The 17284-nt window shown below is 41.4% G+C and carries 15 protein-coding genes; all 15 read left to right on the top strand.

What is annotated here, in order from left to right; translation table 11 throughout:
• Nucleotides 1-88: 88 nt before the first annotated feature.
• The 15 genes from rimP (at nt 89) to FQ085_RS00925 (ending at nt 17120) form a co-directional block, all read left to right on the top strand.
• Nucleotides 89-574 carry a ribosome maturation factor RimP gene (rimP, locus tag FQ085_RS00995; protein WP_058384951.1) on the top strand — a complete coding sequence of 162 codons (486 nt, stop codon included), beginning with the start codon at nt 89-91 and terminating at the stop codon, nt 572-574.
• Between the two features lie 20 nt (nt 575-594).
• Entirely contained in the window at nt 595-1722 is a 1128-nt protein-coding gene (gene nusA, locus FQ085_RS00990; RefSeq protein ID WP_058384952.1) for a transcription termination factor NusA, read from the top strand.
• Nucleotides 1723-1742: 20 nt separating this feature from the next.
• Nucleotides 1743-2021 (top strand): RNase P modulator RnpM, encoded by a 279-nt coding sequence (gene rnpM / locus FQ085_RS00985; protein WP_008430874.1) that lies wholly within the window; start codon nt 1743-1745, stop codon nt 2019-2021.
• Nucleotides 2021-2365: a YlxQ family RNA-binding protein gene (locus tag FQ085_RS00980; RefSeq protein ID WP_058384953.1), complete on the top strand. Its 345-nt coding sequence runs from the start codon at nt 2021-2023 to the stop codon at nt 2363-2365. Before rnpM ends, FQ085_RS00980 begins: the two co-directional genes overlap by 1 nt.
• Nucleotides 2343-4712, top strand: coding sequence for a translation initiation factor IF-2 (gene infB / locus FQ085_RS00975; RefSeq protein WP_149455730.1), 2370 nt, complete (start codon nt 2343-2345; stop codon nt 4710-4712). The genes FQ085_RS00980 and infB overlap by 23 nt, the downstream gene beginning before the upstream one ends.
• Nucleotides 4709-4987 carry a DUF503 domain-containing protein gene (locus FQ085_RS00970; RefSeq protein WP_058384955.1) on the top strand — a complete coding sequence of 93 codons (279 nt, stop codon included), beginning with the start codon at nt 4709-4711 and terminating at the stop codon, nt 4985-4987. Before infB ends, FQ085_RS00970 begins: the two co-directional genes overlap by 4 nt.
• A gap of 18 nt (nt 4988-5005) precedes the next feature.
• Nucleotides 5006-5356, top strand: a complete 351-nt coding sequence (gene rbfA, locus FQ085_RS00965; RefSeq protein WP_006828239.1) for a 30S ribosome-binding factor RbfA — start codon at nt 5006-5008, stop codon at nt 5354-5356.
• A gap of 67 nt (nt 5357-5423) precedes the next feature.
• Nucleotides 5424-6353, top strand: coding sequence for a tRNA pseudouridine(55) synthase TruB (gene truB / locus FQ085_RS00960; protein ID WP_058384956.1), 930 nt, complete (start codon nt 5424-5426; stop codon nt 6351-6353).
• 1 nt (nt 6354) lies between these two features.
• A complete protein-coding gene (gene ribF, locus FQ085_RS00955) occupies nt 6355-7305 on the top strand; it encodes a riboflavin biosynthesis protein RibF (protein WP_058384957.1) in 951 nt (316 codons plus the stop codon).
• 135 nt (nt 7306-7440) lie between these two features.
• A complete protein-coding gene (rpsO, locus tag FQ085_RS00950; protein ID WP_038704238.1) occupies nt 7441-7710 on the top strand; it encodes a 30S ribosomal protein S15 in 270 nt (89 codons plus the stop codon).
• 149 nt (nt 7711-7859) lie between these two features.
• Nucleotides 7860-9977, top strand: coding sequence for a polyribonucleotide nucleotidyltransferase (gene pnp / locus FQ085_RS00945; protein WP_058384958.1), 2118 nt, complete (start codon nt 7860-7862; stop codon nt 9975-9977).
• Nucleotides 9978-10040: 63 nt separating this feature from the next.
• Nucleotides 10041-11267: a M16 family metallopeptidase gene (locus FQ085_RS00940; RefSeq protein ID WP_149455729.1), complete on the top strand. Its 1227-nt coding sequence runs from the start codon at nt 10041-10043 to the stop codon at nt 11265-11267.
• A 606-nt stretch (nt 11268-11873) separates the two neighbouring features.
• Complete coding sequence (locus FQ085_RS00935) at nt 11874-12911, top strand: aspartate-semialdehyde dehydrogenase (protein ID WP_082707557.1); 1038 nt, start codon at nt 11874-11876, stop codon at nt 12909-12911.
• Between the two features lie 126 nt (nt 12912-13037).
• Nucleotides 13038-14705, top strand: coding sequence for a ribonuclease J (locus tag FQ085_RS00930; protein WP_058384960.1), 1668 nt, complete (start codon nt 13038-13040; stop codon nt 14703-14705).
• A gap of 78 nt (nt 14706-14783) precedes the next feature.
• On the top strand, nt 14784-17120 hold the full coding sequence (locus FQ085_RS00925; protein WP_058384961.1) for an FtsK/SpoIIIE family DNA translocase: 2337 nt from the start codon (nt 14784-14786) through the stop codon (nt 17118-17120).
• The last annotated feature ends 164 nt before the right edge of the window (nt 17121-17284 follow it).

Raw genomic sequence — 17284 nt, 5'->3', positions numbered from 1 at the left:
AGTAACATTTATTGATAGCTCTGTCGCAGAAGAGTGGGTTCTCCCGCTCTTTTCTGTTTGTTTGGCATAAAATTGGCGGGAGGCTTATATGAGCAAAATTACAGAACAAATCGAGAAAATAGTACAACCCATTACCAGTGAATTAGCATTGGAACTTGTAGACGTGGAATTTTTAAAAGAAGGTCGCGACTGGTTTTTACGAGTATATGTGGATAATCCAGAAGCACCTATCGATATTGACCAATGCGCTTTAGTAAGCGAAAAGTTGAGCGAAATTTTGGATCAATTAGATCCGATTGAACAAAACTATTTCTTGGAAGTTTCATCTCCAGGTGCTGAACGTCCATTGAAGAAAGAAAAAGACTTTGAAAAAGCCCTTACTAAATTTATCTACATCAAAACCTATGAACCGGTTGAAGATGCTAAAGAGTTTGAAGGTTATTTAAAGTCCTACGATGATGAACAAGTAGAAATTGAAATTAAAATCAAAACACGCAGAAAAATAATTAATATCGCAAAAGACAAGATCGCAGTGATCCGTTTAGCCATTGATTTTTCTGTAAAACCTGATTGAAGAACCTGGGAGTGAATAAAATGAGCAGTGAGTTATTGGATGCTTTTGAAGTACTAGAGAAACAAAAAGGGATTTCACGTGAAGTCTTGATTGAAGCGATTGAAGCGGCATTAGTAACAGCATACAAACGGAATTTTAACCAAGCGCAGAATGTTCGTGTAGACTTGAACTTGAACACAGGAACAATGCTGGTTTATTCACGTAAAGATGTTGTAGAAGAAGTAGAAGATGAACGTCTTCACATCTCATTAGAAGATGCTAAAGTTATTAATCCAGCTTATGAACTAGGAGATATCGTGGAACAAGAAGTAACACCACGAAACTTCGGTCGTATTGCTGCACAGACAGCCAAACAAGTTGTTACTCAGCGCGTTCGTGAGGCTGAGCGTGGCTTAATCTTTGAAGAGTTTGTTGATCGTGCAGATGATATCGTAAACGGTATCGTTGAGCGTATGGACGCTCGTAATTTATACGTTGGACTTGGCAAGGTTGAAGCTGTGTTACCGCAGACAGAACAAATGCCAAATGAACATTACAAACCGCATGACCGCATTAAAGTGTACATCACGAAAGTAGAACGCACGACACGCGGACCACAAGTGTTTGTATCACGTACACATCCAGGACTACTGCGCCGTTTATTCGAAAACGAAGTGCCTGAAATTTATGATGGCATTGTTGAAATCAAATCAATTGCACGCGAAGCAGGAGATCGCTCGAAAATTTCCGTTTTTGCCCACCGTGATGATATTGATCCAGTAGGTTCGTGCGTTGGATCTAAAGGTGGTCGTGTTCAGACAATCGTTAACGAATTAAGTGGAGAAAAAATCGATATTGTAGAATGGTCAGAAGAACCGGTCGTTTTTGTAGCAAATGCGCTTAGCCCATCTAAAGTATTAGATGTACAAGTAAACGAAGAAGCAAAATCCACAACCGTTGTTGTGCCTGACTATCAACTATCTCTTGCTATCGGTAAACGTGGACAAAATGCCCGTTTAGCAGCGAAGTTAACAGGTTGGAAAATCGATATTAAAAGTGAAACAGATGCACGCGAACTAGGAATTTATCCAAACGAAAATTCTAGCATTGAACTAGTTGAATCTGGCGAAGAACTAGACGATTTTGATTTTTACGAAGAAAAAGAATAACGTAGAAAAGGTGATGTCCGTTGGCTCTGCAAAAGAAAATTCCATTACGGAAGTGTGTAGCTACAGGCGAGATGCATCCTAAAAAAGAAATGACCCGCGTTGTCCGTTCGAAAGAAGGCGAAGTATCCGTCGATTTGACAGGCAAAAAATCAGGACGCGGCGCATATCTTTCGAAATCGGAAGATGCCATCGCGACTGCCCGCAAAAAGAAAGTACTGGACAAGCAACTAGAAGTTAAAGTTCCAGACGAAATTTATGATGAGTTAATTCGCGTCGTTCTTAGAGAGCAGTTGAAATAATGAACAAACAAAAAATCCTTCAATTACTTGGATTAGCCACACGTGCAAGAATGACTATTTCAGGTGAAGAGATGTCCGTGAGTGAAGTTCGAAAAGGGAAAGCGAAATTAGTAATTATTTCTGAAGACGCTTCTGATAATACACACAAGAAGTTGCACGATAAATGTAAATCCAATGGAGTAGAACTCCGTGTTTTTGGATCCCGGTATGAATTGGGACATGCGATAGGTAAGGAAGAGCGAGTAGTAATTGCAATCACAGATTCTGGATTTGCAAAAAAACTAATCAGCTTAATTGAAGAAATTAATCGGGGGCGAGCAGATGACCAAAATTCGAGTACATGAATACGCGAAAAAAGTAGATAAGCCAAGTAAAGAAATTATCAATGAATTGTCAAAGCTTAATGTTAAAGTGCCAAACCATATGGCGACATTAGAAGATACAGATGTGACAAAGTTGGACGGCATTTACAAAAACGCTTCAGCTGGACAGCGCACACAAGCACCATCAAGCCCGTCACGTCCATCATCACAAGCACCATCAAGCCCGTCACGTCCATCATCACAAGGCCCGTCACGTCCATCGGGAAGTCAATCCCGTCCGTCACAAGGCCAATCACGCCCATCACAAGGTGGACAATCCCGTCCGTCACAAGGCGGACAGTCACGCCCATCAGGACAAAGTCAATCCCGTCCGGCAGCAGCTCCTAGTCAAGGACAATCCCGTTCACAAGGGAATGGCCAACGACCAACAGCACCAGCCAAAACAGGATCAAACTTTACGCCAAAGGCAGCTAAACCAACAGCAGGTCCGGGTCAACGTTCTTCAGGTCGTCCTGGTGGTGGAAACCGTAACGGCTTCCAAAACCGTAACCGTAAAGGCAAACAGCAACAACCGGTAAATCCGTTGCCACCAATGCCTAAAAAAGAAAAAGAGTTACCAGCTAAAATTACTTTCAGTGAGTCATTGACAGTAGCTGAGCTGGCAAAAAAATTAGGACGCGAGCCGTCTGAAATTATTAAAAAATTATTCATGCTTGGTGCAATGGCTACCATTAACCAAGAATTGGATAAAGATACAATTGAATTAATTTGTGCTGAATATGAGGTTGAAGTAGAAGAAGAGATCTTGGTGGATAAAACCGATCTTGAAGTTTATTTTGAACCAGAAGATGAAAATCTTAATGAAGAGCGTCCACCAGTTGTCACAATTATGGGGCACGTTGACCATGGTAAAACAACTTTGCTGGATTCAATCCGCAACACGAAAGTGACTGCTGGAGAAGCAGGTGGAATTACGCAACATATTGGTGCTTACCAAGTAGTTGACAACGGCAAAAAAATCACGTTCCTGGACACTCCTGGACACGCAGCGTTTACAACAATGCGTGCGCGCGGAGCAAAAGTGACTGACATTGCGATTATCGTTGTAGCGGCTGATGATGGCGTTATGCCACAAACGGTAGAGGCGATTAACCATGCCAAAGCTGCAGAAGTTCCAATTATTATCGCAGTCAACAAAATGGATAAGCCAAGTGCAAATCCTGATCGTGTCATGCAAGAATTGACTGAACATGGACTAGTGGCAGAGGCTTGGGGTGGCGAAACAATCTTCGTTCCAATTTCTGCTTTAACTGGAGACGGCATCGATTCATTACTTGAAATGATCTTACTAGTTTCAGAAGTTGGCGAACTAAAAGCAAATCCCGCACGTCGTGCAATTGGTACAGTGATTGAAGCAGAGCTTGATAAAGGTCGCGGTTCTGTTGCAACTCTTCTAGTACAAGATGGAACATTAAAAGTTGGAGATCCGATTGTTGTCGGAAATACATTTGGTCGCGTTCGGGCAATGGTGTCTGATATTGGCCGCCGCGTAAAAGAAGCGGGACCATCAACACCAGTTGAAATTACCGGTTTGAATGATGTACCTCAAGCGGGTGACCGTTTTGTTGTCTTCGAAGATGAGAAAACTGCTCGTCAAGTGGGAGAAACACGTGCAACTTCAGCGCTTCAAGTTCAGCGTTCTGAGAAAACACGCGTTACACTTGATAACTTGTTTGATCAATTGAAACAAGGCGAAATGAAGGAGTTAAACTTGATCGTCAAAGCTGACGTTCAAGGAGCCGTTGAAGCAATGGCTGCATCTCTTCTTAAACTTGATGTAGAAGGCGTCAATGTGAAAATTATCCACACGGGTGCTGGTGCGATTACAGAATCTGATGTTTCATTGGCAGCTGCTTCAAACGCTATCGTTATTGGTTTTAACGTTCGTCCAGATGCAAACGCAAAACGTGCTGCTGATGCTGAAGGCGTGGACATCCGTTTACACCGCATTATCTATAAAGTAATTGAAGAAATCGAATTTGCTATGAAAGGATTGCTTGATCCTGAATTTGAAGAAAAAATTATCGGACAAGCAGAAATCCGTAGTACATTCAAAGTTTCTAAAGTCGGAACAATTGCCGGAAGCTATGTAACTGAAGGCAAGATCACGCGTGATAGCGGCGTCCGTGTCATTCGTGAAGGAATCGTTGTATTTGAAGGCGAAATCGATACGTTGAAACGTTTTAAAGACGACGCGAAAGAAGTAGCAAAAGGATACGAATGTGGGATCACAATTAAAAACTTCAATGATGTTAAAGAGTTAGACATTATCGAAGCGTATATTATGGAAGAAATCGTACGCAAATGATCCTCTATATGGAATGTGAATTTTTCATTCCAACTGCACATTCGTTAAAAGATAAACGGGCAGTAGTGAAGAGTATGCTGACCCGTAGCAAGCAAAAATTCAATGTTTCTACAGCAGAGATTGATCACCAAAATGTATGGCAGCGAACCCGCCTTGCTTTTGTTATTGTTTCTTCATCAAAAGAAGTGGCAGATAATGAAATGGCACAAGTTCTTTACTATTTGGAAAGCAATCCTGCATGGGAATGCTTGGAGTTTGAAAAAGAATATTTGTAAGAACGAGGTGGACCATCAATGACAATGCGCGCGAATCGTGTAGCTGAGCAGATGAAAAAAGAGCTTAGTGATATCATCAGTCGAAAACTGAAAGATCCACGTATCGGATTTGTCACTGTAACAGATGTTGAAGTTACAGGAGATCTCCAGCAGGCAACTGTATACATCAGCGTATTAGGCGAAGACCATGCAAAAGAACAGACATTGCTTGGGTTGACGAAGTCAAAAGGATTTATTCGCTCCGAAATTGGACAGCGGATCCGTCTCCGTAAAACTCCTGAATTGTCTTTTGAAATCGATTCATCGGTTGCGTACGGCAATCGAATTGATACGTTATTGCGTGGTATTCAAGAACCAAAAGAAGATTGAAATCAAAGCCTGCTGTCTATTGTAGATAGCAGGCTTTTTTTGGCATCAAGCAAAGGAGATCAACAAAATGGCGCTAAATGGAATTTTACCATTATGGAAAGAAAAAGGAATGACTTCCCATGATTGTGTTTTTAAACTCAGAAAAATTCTTCAAACAAAAAAAGTAGGACATACCGGCACACTAGACCCTGAAGTGGATGGGGTATTGCCGATTTGTATCGGAAACACGACCAAAGTGGCTGAATATATTACGGACCAAGGCAAGACCTATGAAGCTGAAGTGACAATTGGCTACTCAACAGATACAGAAGATGCTACAGGTGAAACAGTTGAGACAGATGCTTCTGAAAAAGTGATTACGCGAGCGCAAGTGGCAGAAGTTTTGCTGCAGCTGACCGGTAACATTAAACAAATTCCACCGATGTATTCAGCAGTCAAAGTAAATGGCAAAAAATTATACGAATATGCCCGTCAAGGAATTCCGGTTGAGCGACCTGAACGAATTGTGAGCATTGATTCGATTGAATTGCTTGATGACGATCAGCGATGGATCGGTGAAAAAATTAGCTTTAATATTCGCATCCGTTGTGGCAAAGGAACTTATATTCGGACATTGGCCGTGCAAATTGGGGAAGCGCTAGGTTATCCTGCGCATATGTCGAGACTAACACGCACAGAATCAGGGAAATTTAGTGAAAAAGATTGTGTAACACTTGCTGAAGTGGCTGAACTTGCTCAAAATGGGCATATGGATGATATTTTAAAACCGTTGAGTTATGGCCTAAGTGCGTTTCCGTTTTTGGAAATTGAACAGCAACAAGTTTTTGCTGTGAAAAATGGTCAAGTGTTAGCGCGCCACGCCATACTAGATGAAATGGGTTTTGTAGCTTTAACCTACAAGGGGCAGCCAGTGGCACTCTATAAAAATCACCCTGAAAAAGCGGATAAAATGAAACCTGAAAAAATGTTCGGTTTTCCGACAGCAGACGAGGTGTAATATGGAAATTATTCATTTGAATTACCCGAACCATGTAAAACCAGATAGTGAAACTGGACCAATCTCCCTGGCGTTAGGTTTTTTTGATGGTGTACATAAAGGACATCAACGCGTCATAGGAGAAGCCATCAAACAAGCTCACCAAAAAAATATAAAGTCAGCAGTCATGACTTTTGATCCTCATCCATCGCTTGTATTGGGCGGAAGAAAAGAAGAAGTCTTTTATATTACACCTATGCAGCAAAAAATGGATATCTTAGAGGAGATGGACGTGGATTATTGTTTTATCGTCCGCTTTACTTCTGAATTTGCTAAATTGACGCCACAGGAATTTATCGAAATTTTCGTTAAAAACCTTCAAGTAAAACACGTGACAGCTGGATTCGATTTTTCTTTTGGTAGCAAAGGAAAAGGCGATATGGCATTGATGAAACTAATGAGCAAGGGTCATTATGACGTAACCGTTGCGGAGAAGTTAGAAGAAAGTGACGAGAAAATCAGTTCGACCCGTATTCGTGAATTATTAAAGCAAGGCGAAACCGGAAAAGTATGCCAGTTGCTTGGTCGACCGTTCAGAGTTCTGGGTACTGTAGTTAATGGCGACAAGCGAGGCCGTACGATTGGATTTCCGACAGCTAACGTGGAGCCAGAGCTTGGTGCAATCGTACCGAGCCGCGGGGTCTATGCGGTGAAAATTCAGGTGCAAGGACAGCTATATAATGGTGTCTGCAATATTGGTTACAAGCCTACCTTCAATGATCCAGATGTAAAAAAACAAGTAATCGAGGTCCATATTCTTCATTTCGATAAATCCATTTACGGGGAAATGGTAGAAGTCGAGTGGTATGAACGGATCCGGGATGAGCAAAAATTTTCAGGGATTGACGAATTGAAAGCACAGATTCAATCGGATAAATTAACAGCTGAACAGTTTTTTGCAGGGACAAATTAACTCGTACGGTTGATTTTGAAAAAGTCTTATGCTATTATTTATGAGTACTGAAAGTACAAACCGTTGCTTGGCAATTCGAATCACCAACGTTTGCTCGGTAATAGGGGATATCAGAAATTAGGAGGTGGAAACAGTATGGCAATCACTCAAGAACGCAAAAATGAATTGATTAGCGAATACAAAGTGCACGACACAGATACTGGGTCTGCAGATATTCAAATCGCTATTCTTACAGAAGACATCAACAACTTGAATGAGCACTTACGTACTCACAAAAAAGATCATCACTCACGTCGTGGTCTATTCAAAATGGTTGGACGCCGTCGTAACTTGCTAAAATACTTACGTGAAAACGAAGTAGCTCGCTACCGCGAGTTAATCGCAAGACTTGGCCTACGCCGTTAATAGTAAACAGTAAAAGCGGGATTCGTCCCGCTTTTTCTTTATGGATTAAACTTTAATTTATCGCATCGCACATTGGATGCCTTTTTGATACACTACTAGTAGATACATACAGTATATAGATATACGGTAAGAGAGAGGAGCTCGATAATATGGAGCAAACAAAAAAAGTTTACACACTTGATTGGGCTGGCCGCGAGTTGCAAGTTGAGGTCGGTCAATTAGCAAAACAAGCAAACGGAGCAGCATTAATCCGTTATGGCGATACAGCAGTTTTATCTACGGCAACTGCATCAAAAACGCCGAAACCTTTAGATTTTTTCCCGTTGACTGTTAACTACGAAGAACGTCTTTACGCTGTCGGTAAAATTCCTGGTGGTTTCATTAAACGTGAAGGCCGTCCATCTGAAAAAGCGACGTTAACAAGTCGTTTAATCGATCGTCCGATCCGTCCACTATTCCCGGATGGTTTCCGTAACGAAGTCCAAGTGATTTCAATGGTTATGTCTGTCGATCAGGATTGCCCGTCAGAAATGGCTGCAATGTTCGGTTCTTCACTTGCATTAATGATCTCAGATATTCCTTTTGGTGGACCGATTGCTGGAGTCATTGTTGGGTTAATCGACGGACAATACATCATCAACCCAACAAATGAACAACTTGAGCAAAGCTCGATTAACTTGATCGTAGCTGGTACAAAAGATGCGATCAACATGGTTGAAGCAGGAGCAAAAGAAGTTTCTGAAGAAATCATTTTAGAAGCTATTATGTTCGGTCACGAAGAAATCAAGAAATTGATCGCTTTCCAAGAACAGATTGCTGCAGAAGTTGGTAAAGCAAAAACAGATATCAAATTGTATGAATTAGATGCAGAATTGACATCTTCTATTAAAGAAGCTGTGGAAACTGACTTAAACGCTGCTGTTCAAATTAACGAAAAACAAGCGCGCAACGAAGCAATAGATGAAGTTAAAGCACGTGCAATGGCTGCATATGAAGAGTCAGAAGATGCAGTTAAGAAGCAAGCTGGCCAAATTCTTGATAAAATGGTCAAAGAAGAAGTTCGCCGCCTAATTACAGACGAAAAAATTCGTCCGGATGGCCGTGGACCTTCTGAAATTCGTCCATTGTCTTCTGAAGTCGGTGTTCTTAACCGCACACACGGCTCAGGATTATTTACTCGTGGACAAACGCAAGCGATGAGTATTTGTACACTAGGTGCATTAGGCGATGTTCAAATTATTGATGGCCTTGGCATTGAAGATACAAAACGCTTTATGCATCATTACAACTTCCCGTTGTTCTCGGTTGGTGAAACTGGATTCCTTCGTGGACCAGGACGCCGCGAAATCGGTCACGGGGCACTTGGTGAACGTGCATTAGAAGCGGTTATTCCAAACGAAAAAGATTTCCCTTACACAATTCGTCTTGTTGCAGAAGTACTTGAATCGAATGGTTCAACTTCACAAGCAAGTATTTGTGCGTCAACACTTGCGATGATGGATGCAGGTGTACCTTTAACTGCTCCAGTTGCAGGTATTGCAATGGGTCTAGTGAAAAAAGGCGAAAACTATACCGTTCTTTCTGACATTCAAGGAATGGAAGATTATCTTGGCGATATGGACTTTAAAGTAGCGGGTACTGCAAAAGGCATTACTGCTCTTCAAATGGACATTAAAATCGATGGTCTTTCTCGTGAAATTCTGGAAGAGGCATTGGCACAAGCTCAAATCGGTCGTATTCATATTCTGGAATCCATGCTTGCGACGATTGCTGAACCAAGAACAACTCTTTCTAAATATGCACCGAAAATTATCATGGTGAAGATCAACCCAGACAAGATCCGCGATGTTATTGGACCTGGTGGTAAAGTGATCAACAAAATCATTGATGAAACGGGCGTTAAGATTGATACCGAACAAAACGGTACAATCTTCATTTCATCTGTTGATGAAGAAATGAACGCGAAAGCGAAAGCAATGATTGAAAACATCGTTCGCGAGGCGAAAGTCGGCGAATATTACGAAGGCAAAGTGAAGCGAATTGAGAAGTTCGGTGCATTTGTTGAATTGTTCCCTGGCAAAGACGGTCTTCTTCATATTTCTGAAATCCAAGAAGAACGGACCAAAGAAGTAGAAGACGTTTTGAAAATGGATCAAATCATTCAAGTCAAAGTAATTGAAATTGACCGTCAAGGCCGTGTAAACTTGTCACGTAAGATTGTTTTAAAAGAACAAAAAGAAGCTGCTGAAAAACAAGACCAAGAATAAAGTTAACCATACGGAAATTGCCGACTTTGTCGGCAATTTTTTACTATGAGGAGGAACATGCACATGGTGACTACACAGACTTGCAAAAATGGATTGCGCATTGTTTCCGAACATATCCCGCATTTTCATTCTGTCGCAATGGGTGTCTTTGTGAACAACGGATCCCGAGACGAATTGCCAGAAGAAAATGGCATTACCCATTTTATCGAACATATGCTGTTTAAAGGTACGGAGTCACGAACAGCTAAAGAAATTGCTCGTGAATTTGATCGTATTGGCGGCGACATCAACGCTTATACCTCAAAAGAATATACATGCTACTATGCCAAAGTATTAGATCATCATGCAGAACACGCAGTAACCGTGCTAGCAGATATGTTTTTCCACTCACAAATGGACCCTGAAGAGTTTGATAAAGAACGTCAAGTTATTCTTGAAGAAATCAGCATGACAGAAGATATGCCTGACGATGATGTTCATGAGCAACTTTGGCGTGTGATGTATCCCGAAAATTCCATTGGTGCACCCATACTTGGAACTGCTGAAACATTAGCAAAATTTACACCAGAGAAAATTCGCGATTATATGGACCGCCACTACACACCAGCGAATACTGTAGTGTCAGTAGCAGGTAATATTACTCCGGCCTTAATTGAGAAGATTGAAACGTTATTTGGGCTTTTTGAAAAAGAAGAAAGCCCTAAAAAGTATGAACTTCCTAATTTCACGTCTGGCTATTCCTTAAAAAATAAAGAAACGGAACAAGGTCATTTATGCCTTGGTTATCCGGGCTTATCTTTAAACGATCCAGATATTTATAACATTACAGTGTTAAACAATATTATCGGGGGATCTATGTCTTCGAGACTGTTCCAAGAAATTAGAGAACAACGGGGTTTAGCTTACTCTATTTTCTCTTATCATTCGGCATATTCCGACCACGGAACTTTGGCGATTTACGGAGGAACTTCAGATGAGCAAATGGCTGAAATGCAACAAGTCATTTTAAGCTTACTTAAAGAATTAAAAAATGGTGGTATTACAGAACAAGAGGTCACAGACTCTAAAGAACAGTTAAAAGGCAGTTTGATGCTTGGGCTTGAAAGTACGAGCGCACGCATGAGCCGCAATGGCAGACATGAATTGCTGCTAGGAAAACATCAAACTTACGAAGAAGTGTTAACACAAATTGACCAAGTATCACTCGAAAAAGTAGTGGACCTGTTAGAAATTCTGATAGAAGCACCCGCTGTTTCTATTATTCGTCCGAAAGAAGCTTCCTTAGTTTAAGTAAGCTTCAGCTTGTAGACAAAAGAATAGTTACTCATTTTTTGTATGCATGTGGGATTCTCCGCACCTAGTGGACGCTTTCCGCGGACTCCGCGCTGAGCCTCCTCGTCGCAAGCTCCTGCGGGGTCTCATCCCTTCGTTTTTCCGCAGGAAAGTCAGTGACCGAAGGGACTTCGGGCAGTGGCTTTGCGACGAAGCTAGCGCAGCGATGCAGGAGCATATCTTTGCCCTTCGTCACTAGGTGCTCCGAATCCTAGAGTGAGTAGGCAAAAAGCTTTTAACACGTTATTTATACGGTGAAGCGCACTAAAGAATCTCACCTTGTTCGTAGTAAGAAGCCTTCAACTGGGCTGGTCCACGAAGACTCCTGTGGGACAGCGAAAGCTGAAGACCCCGCAGGAACGTCAGTGACGAGGAGGCTGAAGCTGAGCCCACGGAAAGCGAAGTGGCCAGCCCAGTTGGAAATTATGCATTACTATTCAGTTTAATAAGACTTTGTCTACAGTCTGAAGCTTCTTTAGTTTAAGGAAGCTTTTTTGTGTTTTCTATTCCTTTAGCAGACTAAATTATGTTACAATAATTCAAATCATCATTGAAGGAGCGAATATTGTGAAAACGTATAACGTAGCAATTATGGGAGCAACTGGAGCAGTTGGCCAGCAAATGAAAGAGCAATTGGAAAAACGGGATTTCCCGATAAAAGATATTGTCTTTTTGTCTTCGAGCCGTTCTGCCGGAAAAGAAATTGAGTTTAAAGGGAAAACTTTTACAGTTCAAGAAGCGAAACCTGAATCGTTTAAAGGGATAGACATTGCATTGTTCAGCGCAGGTGGCAGTATTTCAGAGAAATTTGCACCTGAAGCCGTTAAACGAGGAGCGATTGTTATTGATAACACCAGCGCATTCCGAATGGACAAAGACGTGCCATTAGTTGTGCCAGAGGTAAACAAAAGCGATCTGGGTCTTCACAAAGGAATCATTGCCAATCCAAACTGTTCAACGATCCAAATGGTTTGTGCGTTGCAACCGTTAAAAGAACAGTTTGGAATGACCAAAGTTGTAGTTTCGACTTATCAAGCTGTTTCTGGAGCAGGCATCGGTGCAATTAACGAATTAAAAGCACAGGCAGCTGATTTTGACCACGCAAAAGATGCACAAGCCGAAATGCTACCAGTTAAATCGGCAAAAAATCATTACCCGATTGCCTTTAATGTGATTCCCCAGATTGATCAATTTGCTGATAATGGTTATACATTAGAAGAAATGAAAATGATCAATGAAACTAAAAAAATTATGCATGACGATTCTTTAGCCGTAGCAGCCACATGCGTACGTCTGCCAGTAGTCACAGGCCACTCCGAATCAGTGTATGTAGAACTATCGCGTGCAGCGACTATCGCACAGGTTAAACAAGCGATTAAAGACGCACCAGGTGTTGAATTGATGGATGACCCATCAAATCAAATTTATCCCATGCCATTAATGGCTGCGGGCCTAGACGAAGTGTTTGTCGGACGTATTCGTCAGGATTTAGACAATCCAAATGGCTTTCATTTGTGGATAGTTGCAGACAATCTAGTTAAAGGGGCAGCCTTGAATTCTGTTCAGATTGCTGAAGCGCTAATCGAAGAAAATGTTATTTGATAGAAGTTACAGACCCCTAAAACAAGCCGATCATCCTCGGTTTGTTTTTTTCTTTGGACTGTTTCCGGTCATTCCCGTATAATGAAGTCTATGGATGCGTACGGGTGAATTTTAGGAGGAAATAAATTGAGTAAAATTAAAAATGAAGTAATAAGAGTTATCCCTTTAGGCGGCGTCGGCGAAATCGGCAAAGCAATGTATGTAATAGAAATTGATGAAGATTTATTTGTTGTAGATAGCGGATTGATGTTCCCAGAAGATGAGATGCTGGGTGTTGACATCGTCATTCCGGATATGACATTCCTAGAAGAGAACAAAGACCGTGTAAAGGGAGTTTTTCTGACTCACGGTCATGAAGATGCGATTGGATCAATCGCTTATCTAATGAAAAAGATTCAAGCACCAGTTTATGGATCGAAATTAACAATTGCGTTAGCTAAAGAACATATTAAAGAACAAGGCTCTTTAAAACATGTGAAGTTTTTTGAAGTGACCAATAAAAGCCGGATGAACTTTGATAAAACACATGTAACGTTTTTCCATACGACACATAGTATTCCTGATGCACTTGGAATCGTCTTCCACACATCAGAAGGTGCCATTGTGCATACGGGTGAATTTAAATTTGATCAGTCGGCTAAAGGAAGTTACAAGCCAGATATCGCAAAAATGGCGAAACTTGGAGAAGACGGCGTTTTAATGCTGTTGTCTGATTCAACTGAAGCTGAGCGTCCAGGGTACACAACTTCTGAAATCGTGGTTGCTGATCATATTTTATCAGCATTCCTAGCTGCAGAAGGGCGTGTACTGGTATCTCTGTATTCATCAAACTTTATTCGTATTCAGCAAGTATTTGATAGCGCAGCAACTACAGGTAAAAAAGTAGCGGTAGCTGGTAGAAGTCTTGAAAATAGTTATGAAGTTGGATTGCGTCTTGGCTATTTGACCGTTCATGAAGATGTTGTAATCTCCTTAAAAGATTTGGAAAACTACCGTGATGACGAAGTTGTGATTATCGTTACAGGTAACCAAGGCGAACCACTGGAAGCCTTGGACAAAATGGTTCGTAAACAACACAAAGACGTTAAAATTAAAGAAACCGACACAGTATTAATTACATTCACACCATCACCCGGTATGGAAGTTCCTATGTTCCAAACAATGAACAAACTGGCAAAAGCCGGTGCAAACGTATTAACTGCAAGTAAGAAAGTCCACGTCTCAGGACATGGTAGTCAAGAAGACTTGAAAATGATGCTCAATATGATGAAGCCTAAGTATTTCATTCCGATTCAAGGTGAATACAAAATGCTAATCGCGCACTCTAAATTAGCTCAACAAGTTGGGTTGCATAAGTCTGAGATCTTTATTGCTGACAAAGGGGACATCGTCGAATACAAAGGCGGCAAAGTTCGGATGAGTGGACGTGTTACTGCTGGAAACGTCTTAATCGATGGAATCGGCATTGGCGACGTAGGAAACATCGTTCTACGTGATCGTAAATTATTGTCGCAAGATGGTATTTTTATCGTCGTGGTTACGTTAAACCGCAAAGAAAAGAAAATTGCATCGGGTCCGGAAATGATTTCACGCGGCTTTGTCTATGTTCGTGAATCAGAGGAATTGATGGAAGAATCGACAAGACTTGTTCGAAAAGTCGTTGAAAAATACGTTACGAGAGACGCATTCGAGTGGAACAATATTAAACAAGAAATTCGTGATACATTGAATTCTTACTTGTTCCAACAAACAAAACGTCGTCCAATGATTATCCCAATTATTATGGAATACTAAGAAAAAAGTAGAAGGATTTCCATACCGATTTAATCGGCGGAAATCCTTTTTCGATTATGAAAGAAATGAGGGATTGCAATGAACAGGGCTCGTGCAACGACGAAAGCGAAATCCAAAGCGAGAGCAAAAGTAAAACCTAAAACAAAGTCTAAAAATAGAAAGAGACAGCCCATGCCAATGATTGCTTATGAAGTGATTGGCTTAGTATTAGTAGGGGTTGCGATATTGATGACATTCCAGCTCGGGGTTATTGGCAAAATGTTTTACAATATGGCCGAGTTTTTAGTGGGCTATATGGCCTTTCTACTACCGTTAGTGCTTATCTATCTGGCGATTTATGTGATGGTCAAGCGGAAATGGCCAAAGCCAAGAATGAAAGTGGCATTTGGTTCTGCATTTGTCTTAATTGGTATTTTGCTAATCTGTCATTTAATCTGGGCAGCTGGCACTATTTTGCCGATTACTTCATCAAATGTCATCGATGAAACAATTCGTACAACAAAAATGACGGGCACTATTTGGAATAGTTATTTGGCAACTGGAGGTGGCCTCATTGGTGCGCTGTTGTACGCACTCTTGCATGTGTTAGTTGATACAGCTGGCACATGGATTGTCGCAATTATTTTACTGTCGATCGGGGCGATTATTTTAACGGGAAAAGCAGCCGCACCGTTTATTGCAGAAAAAATACCGAGTGCGCGTCCGGCTATCGATGCGTTAATGAATCGTTTCCAACAGGCCAAACCCAAAAAAGTACGCACTCCGCGTAAAAAGTCGGAGCCTGAACAAGTAGTAGAAATCAATGAATCATTGGCTTATGAAGAAGAGGATGAACAAGAAGATCTTCTATACCGACCAAAACAACAAGAGCCGATTATTTCAGCCTTTACCGAAAATGTGAAACCGAGACAGACCGAGGCACCACAACAGCCTGCTAAGGAAATGAAAACAGAAGACGTTCAGTTACTATCGACGGCAGAAGAACTAGAAAATGAAGAATATCAGCTGCCGCCTCTTAGCTTGTTGACCCTGCCGCCGCATCACGACCAAAGCGGAGAATATTCAGGCATACAAAAAAATGCTAAAAAACTCGAAAAAACGTTCCAAAGTTTTGGTGTGCGGGCAAAAGTGACACAAGTGCATTTAGGACCAGCAGTGACAAAATATGAGGTGTTGCCGGATACCGGTGTGAAAGTAAGTAAAATAGTTAGTTTGCATGATGATTTGGCGTTAGCTTTAGCTGCACGTGATATTCGAATTGAAGCACCCATTCCAGGTAAATCAGCAATCGGTATCGAAGTGCCAAACTCGGAAGTTTCAATAGTTAGCTTGCGTGAAGTATTAGAATCAGAAGAGAACAACAAGCCGGATGCCAAACTATTATTCGCTTTAGGCAGAGATGTGACAGGACAAGCGGTGATGACCGAATTAAATAAAATGCCACATCTACTAGTTGCTGGTTCGACGGGTAGCGGGAAATCGGTGTGCATTAACGGCATTATCACAAGTATTATTATGCGCGCTAAGCCCCATGAAGTGAAAATGATGATGATCGATCCGAAAATGGTCGAATTGAACGTTTATAATGGGATTCCGCATCTGTTAGCGCCTGTGGTAACGGATCCACGAAAAGCAGCACAAGCGTTAAAGAAAATCGTCTCGGAAATGGAAAGAAGATATGAACTCTTTTCACATACAGGGACACGTAATATTGAAGGCTATAACGAATATGTTCGTGTTTTCAATGAGGAAAATGAAGACAAGCATCCGAAATTACCCTTTATTGTAGTCATCGTCGACGAATTAGCGGATTTGATGATGGTTGCTTCAAATGAAGTAGAAGATGCGATTACACGTCTAGCACAGATGGCGCGCGCTGCTGGGATTCACTTAATCATAGCGACACAGCGTCCAAGTGTTAACGTCATTACAGGCGTTATTAAGGCGAATATTCCGTCGCGTATTGCTTTTGCGGTGTCCTCATCTATTGATTCGCGAACAATTCTCGATATGGGTGGAGCTGAGAAATTACTTGGACGTGGAGATATGCTCTTTCTTGGAGCGGGTCAATCAAAACCTGTGCGCGTTCAAGGGGCATTTTTATCGGATTCAGAAGTTGAAAAAATTGTTGACTTTGTTATTGAACAGCAAAAGGCCCAATACCAAGAAGATATGATTCCGAGTGAAATCGATGAAACGAAAATAGATGAAGAAACAGATGAAATTTATGATGATGCCGTGCAACTCGTTACAGAAATGCAGACAGCATCCGTGTCAATGTTGCAGCGCCGCTTCCGTGTCGGCTATTCTCGAGCCGCTAGAATTATAGACCAAATGGAGCAGCGTGGTGTGGTTGGACCTTATGAAGGTAGTAAGCCACGGACTGTATTAGTTCCAAAGCAGGAAGAATATTGAAGTATTCGAAGGTTTTTGTGATAAAATGATCACTATTTAAGATGGCTGTGATGCGAAAATTCGCTGAATTCGACAAATTGCTATTTATTTCGTATCTAATAAGTGGTATAGTAATTTTGATTAGTAGGAATGTTTTACATCAGATGTCTGATCTCTATCATAGG

It is taken from the genome of Planococcus sp. ANT_H30 (assembly GCF_008369335.1).
Classification (GTDB): Bacteria; Bacillota; Bacilli; order Bacillales_A; family Planococcaceae; genus Planococcus; species Planococcus kocurii.
This window is presented reverse-complemented; position numbering and strand designations above follow the sequence as displayed.

What these genes read in the sequence shown, in the direction of transcription:
- rimP (WP_058384951.1), top strand. Translation starts at nt 89, where the DNA reads ATGAGCAAAATTACAGAACAAATCGAGAAAATAGTACAACCCATTACC.
- nusA (WP_058384952.1), top strand. Translation starts at nt 595, where the DNA reads ATGAGCAGTGAGTTATTGGATGCTTTTGAAGTACTAGAGAAACAAAAA.
- FQ085_RS00980 (WP_058384953.1), top strand. Translation starts at nt 2,021, where the DNA reads ATGAACAAACAAAAAATCCTTCAATTACTTGGATTAGCCACACGTGCA.
- infB (WP_149455730.1), top strand. Translation starts at nt 2,343, where the DNA reads ATGACCAAAATTCGAGTACATGAATACGCGAAAAAAGTAGATAAGCCA.
- FQ085_RS00970 (WP_058384955.1), top strand. Translation starts at nt 4,709, where the DNA reads ATGATCCTCTATATGGAATGTGAATTTTTCATTCCAACTGCACATTCG.
- rbfA (WP_006828239.1), top strand. Translation starts at nt 5,006, where the DNA reads ATGACAATGCGCGCGAATCGTGTAGCTGAGCAGATGAAAAAAGAGCTT.
- truB (WP_058384956.1), top strand. Translation starts at nt 5,424, where the DNA reads ATGGCGCTAAATGGAATTTTACCATTATGGAAAGAAAAAGGAATGACT.
- ribF (WP_058384957.1), top strand. Translation starts at nt 6,355, where the DNA reads ATGGAAATTATTCATTTGAATTACCCGAACCATGTAAAACCAGATAGT.
- rpsO (WP_038704238.1), top strand. Translation starts at nt 7,441, where the DNA reads ATGGCAATCACTCAAGAACGCAAAAATGAATTGATTAGCGAATACAAA.
- pnp (WP_058384958.1), top strand. Translation starts at nt 7,860, where the DNA reads ATGGAGCAAACAAAAAAAGTTTACACACTTGATTGGGCTGGCCGCGAG.
- FQ085_RS00940 (WP_149455729.1), top strand. Translation starts at nt 10,041, where the DNA reads ATGGTGACTACACAGACTTGCAAAAATGGATTGCGCATTGTTTCCGAA.
- FQ085_RS00925 (WP_058384961.1), top strand. Translation starts at nt 14,784, where the DNA reads ATGAACAGGGCTCGTGCAACGACGAAAGCGAAATCCAAAGCGAGAGCA.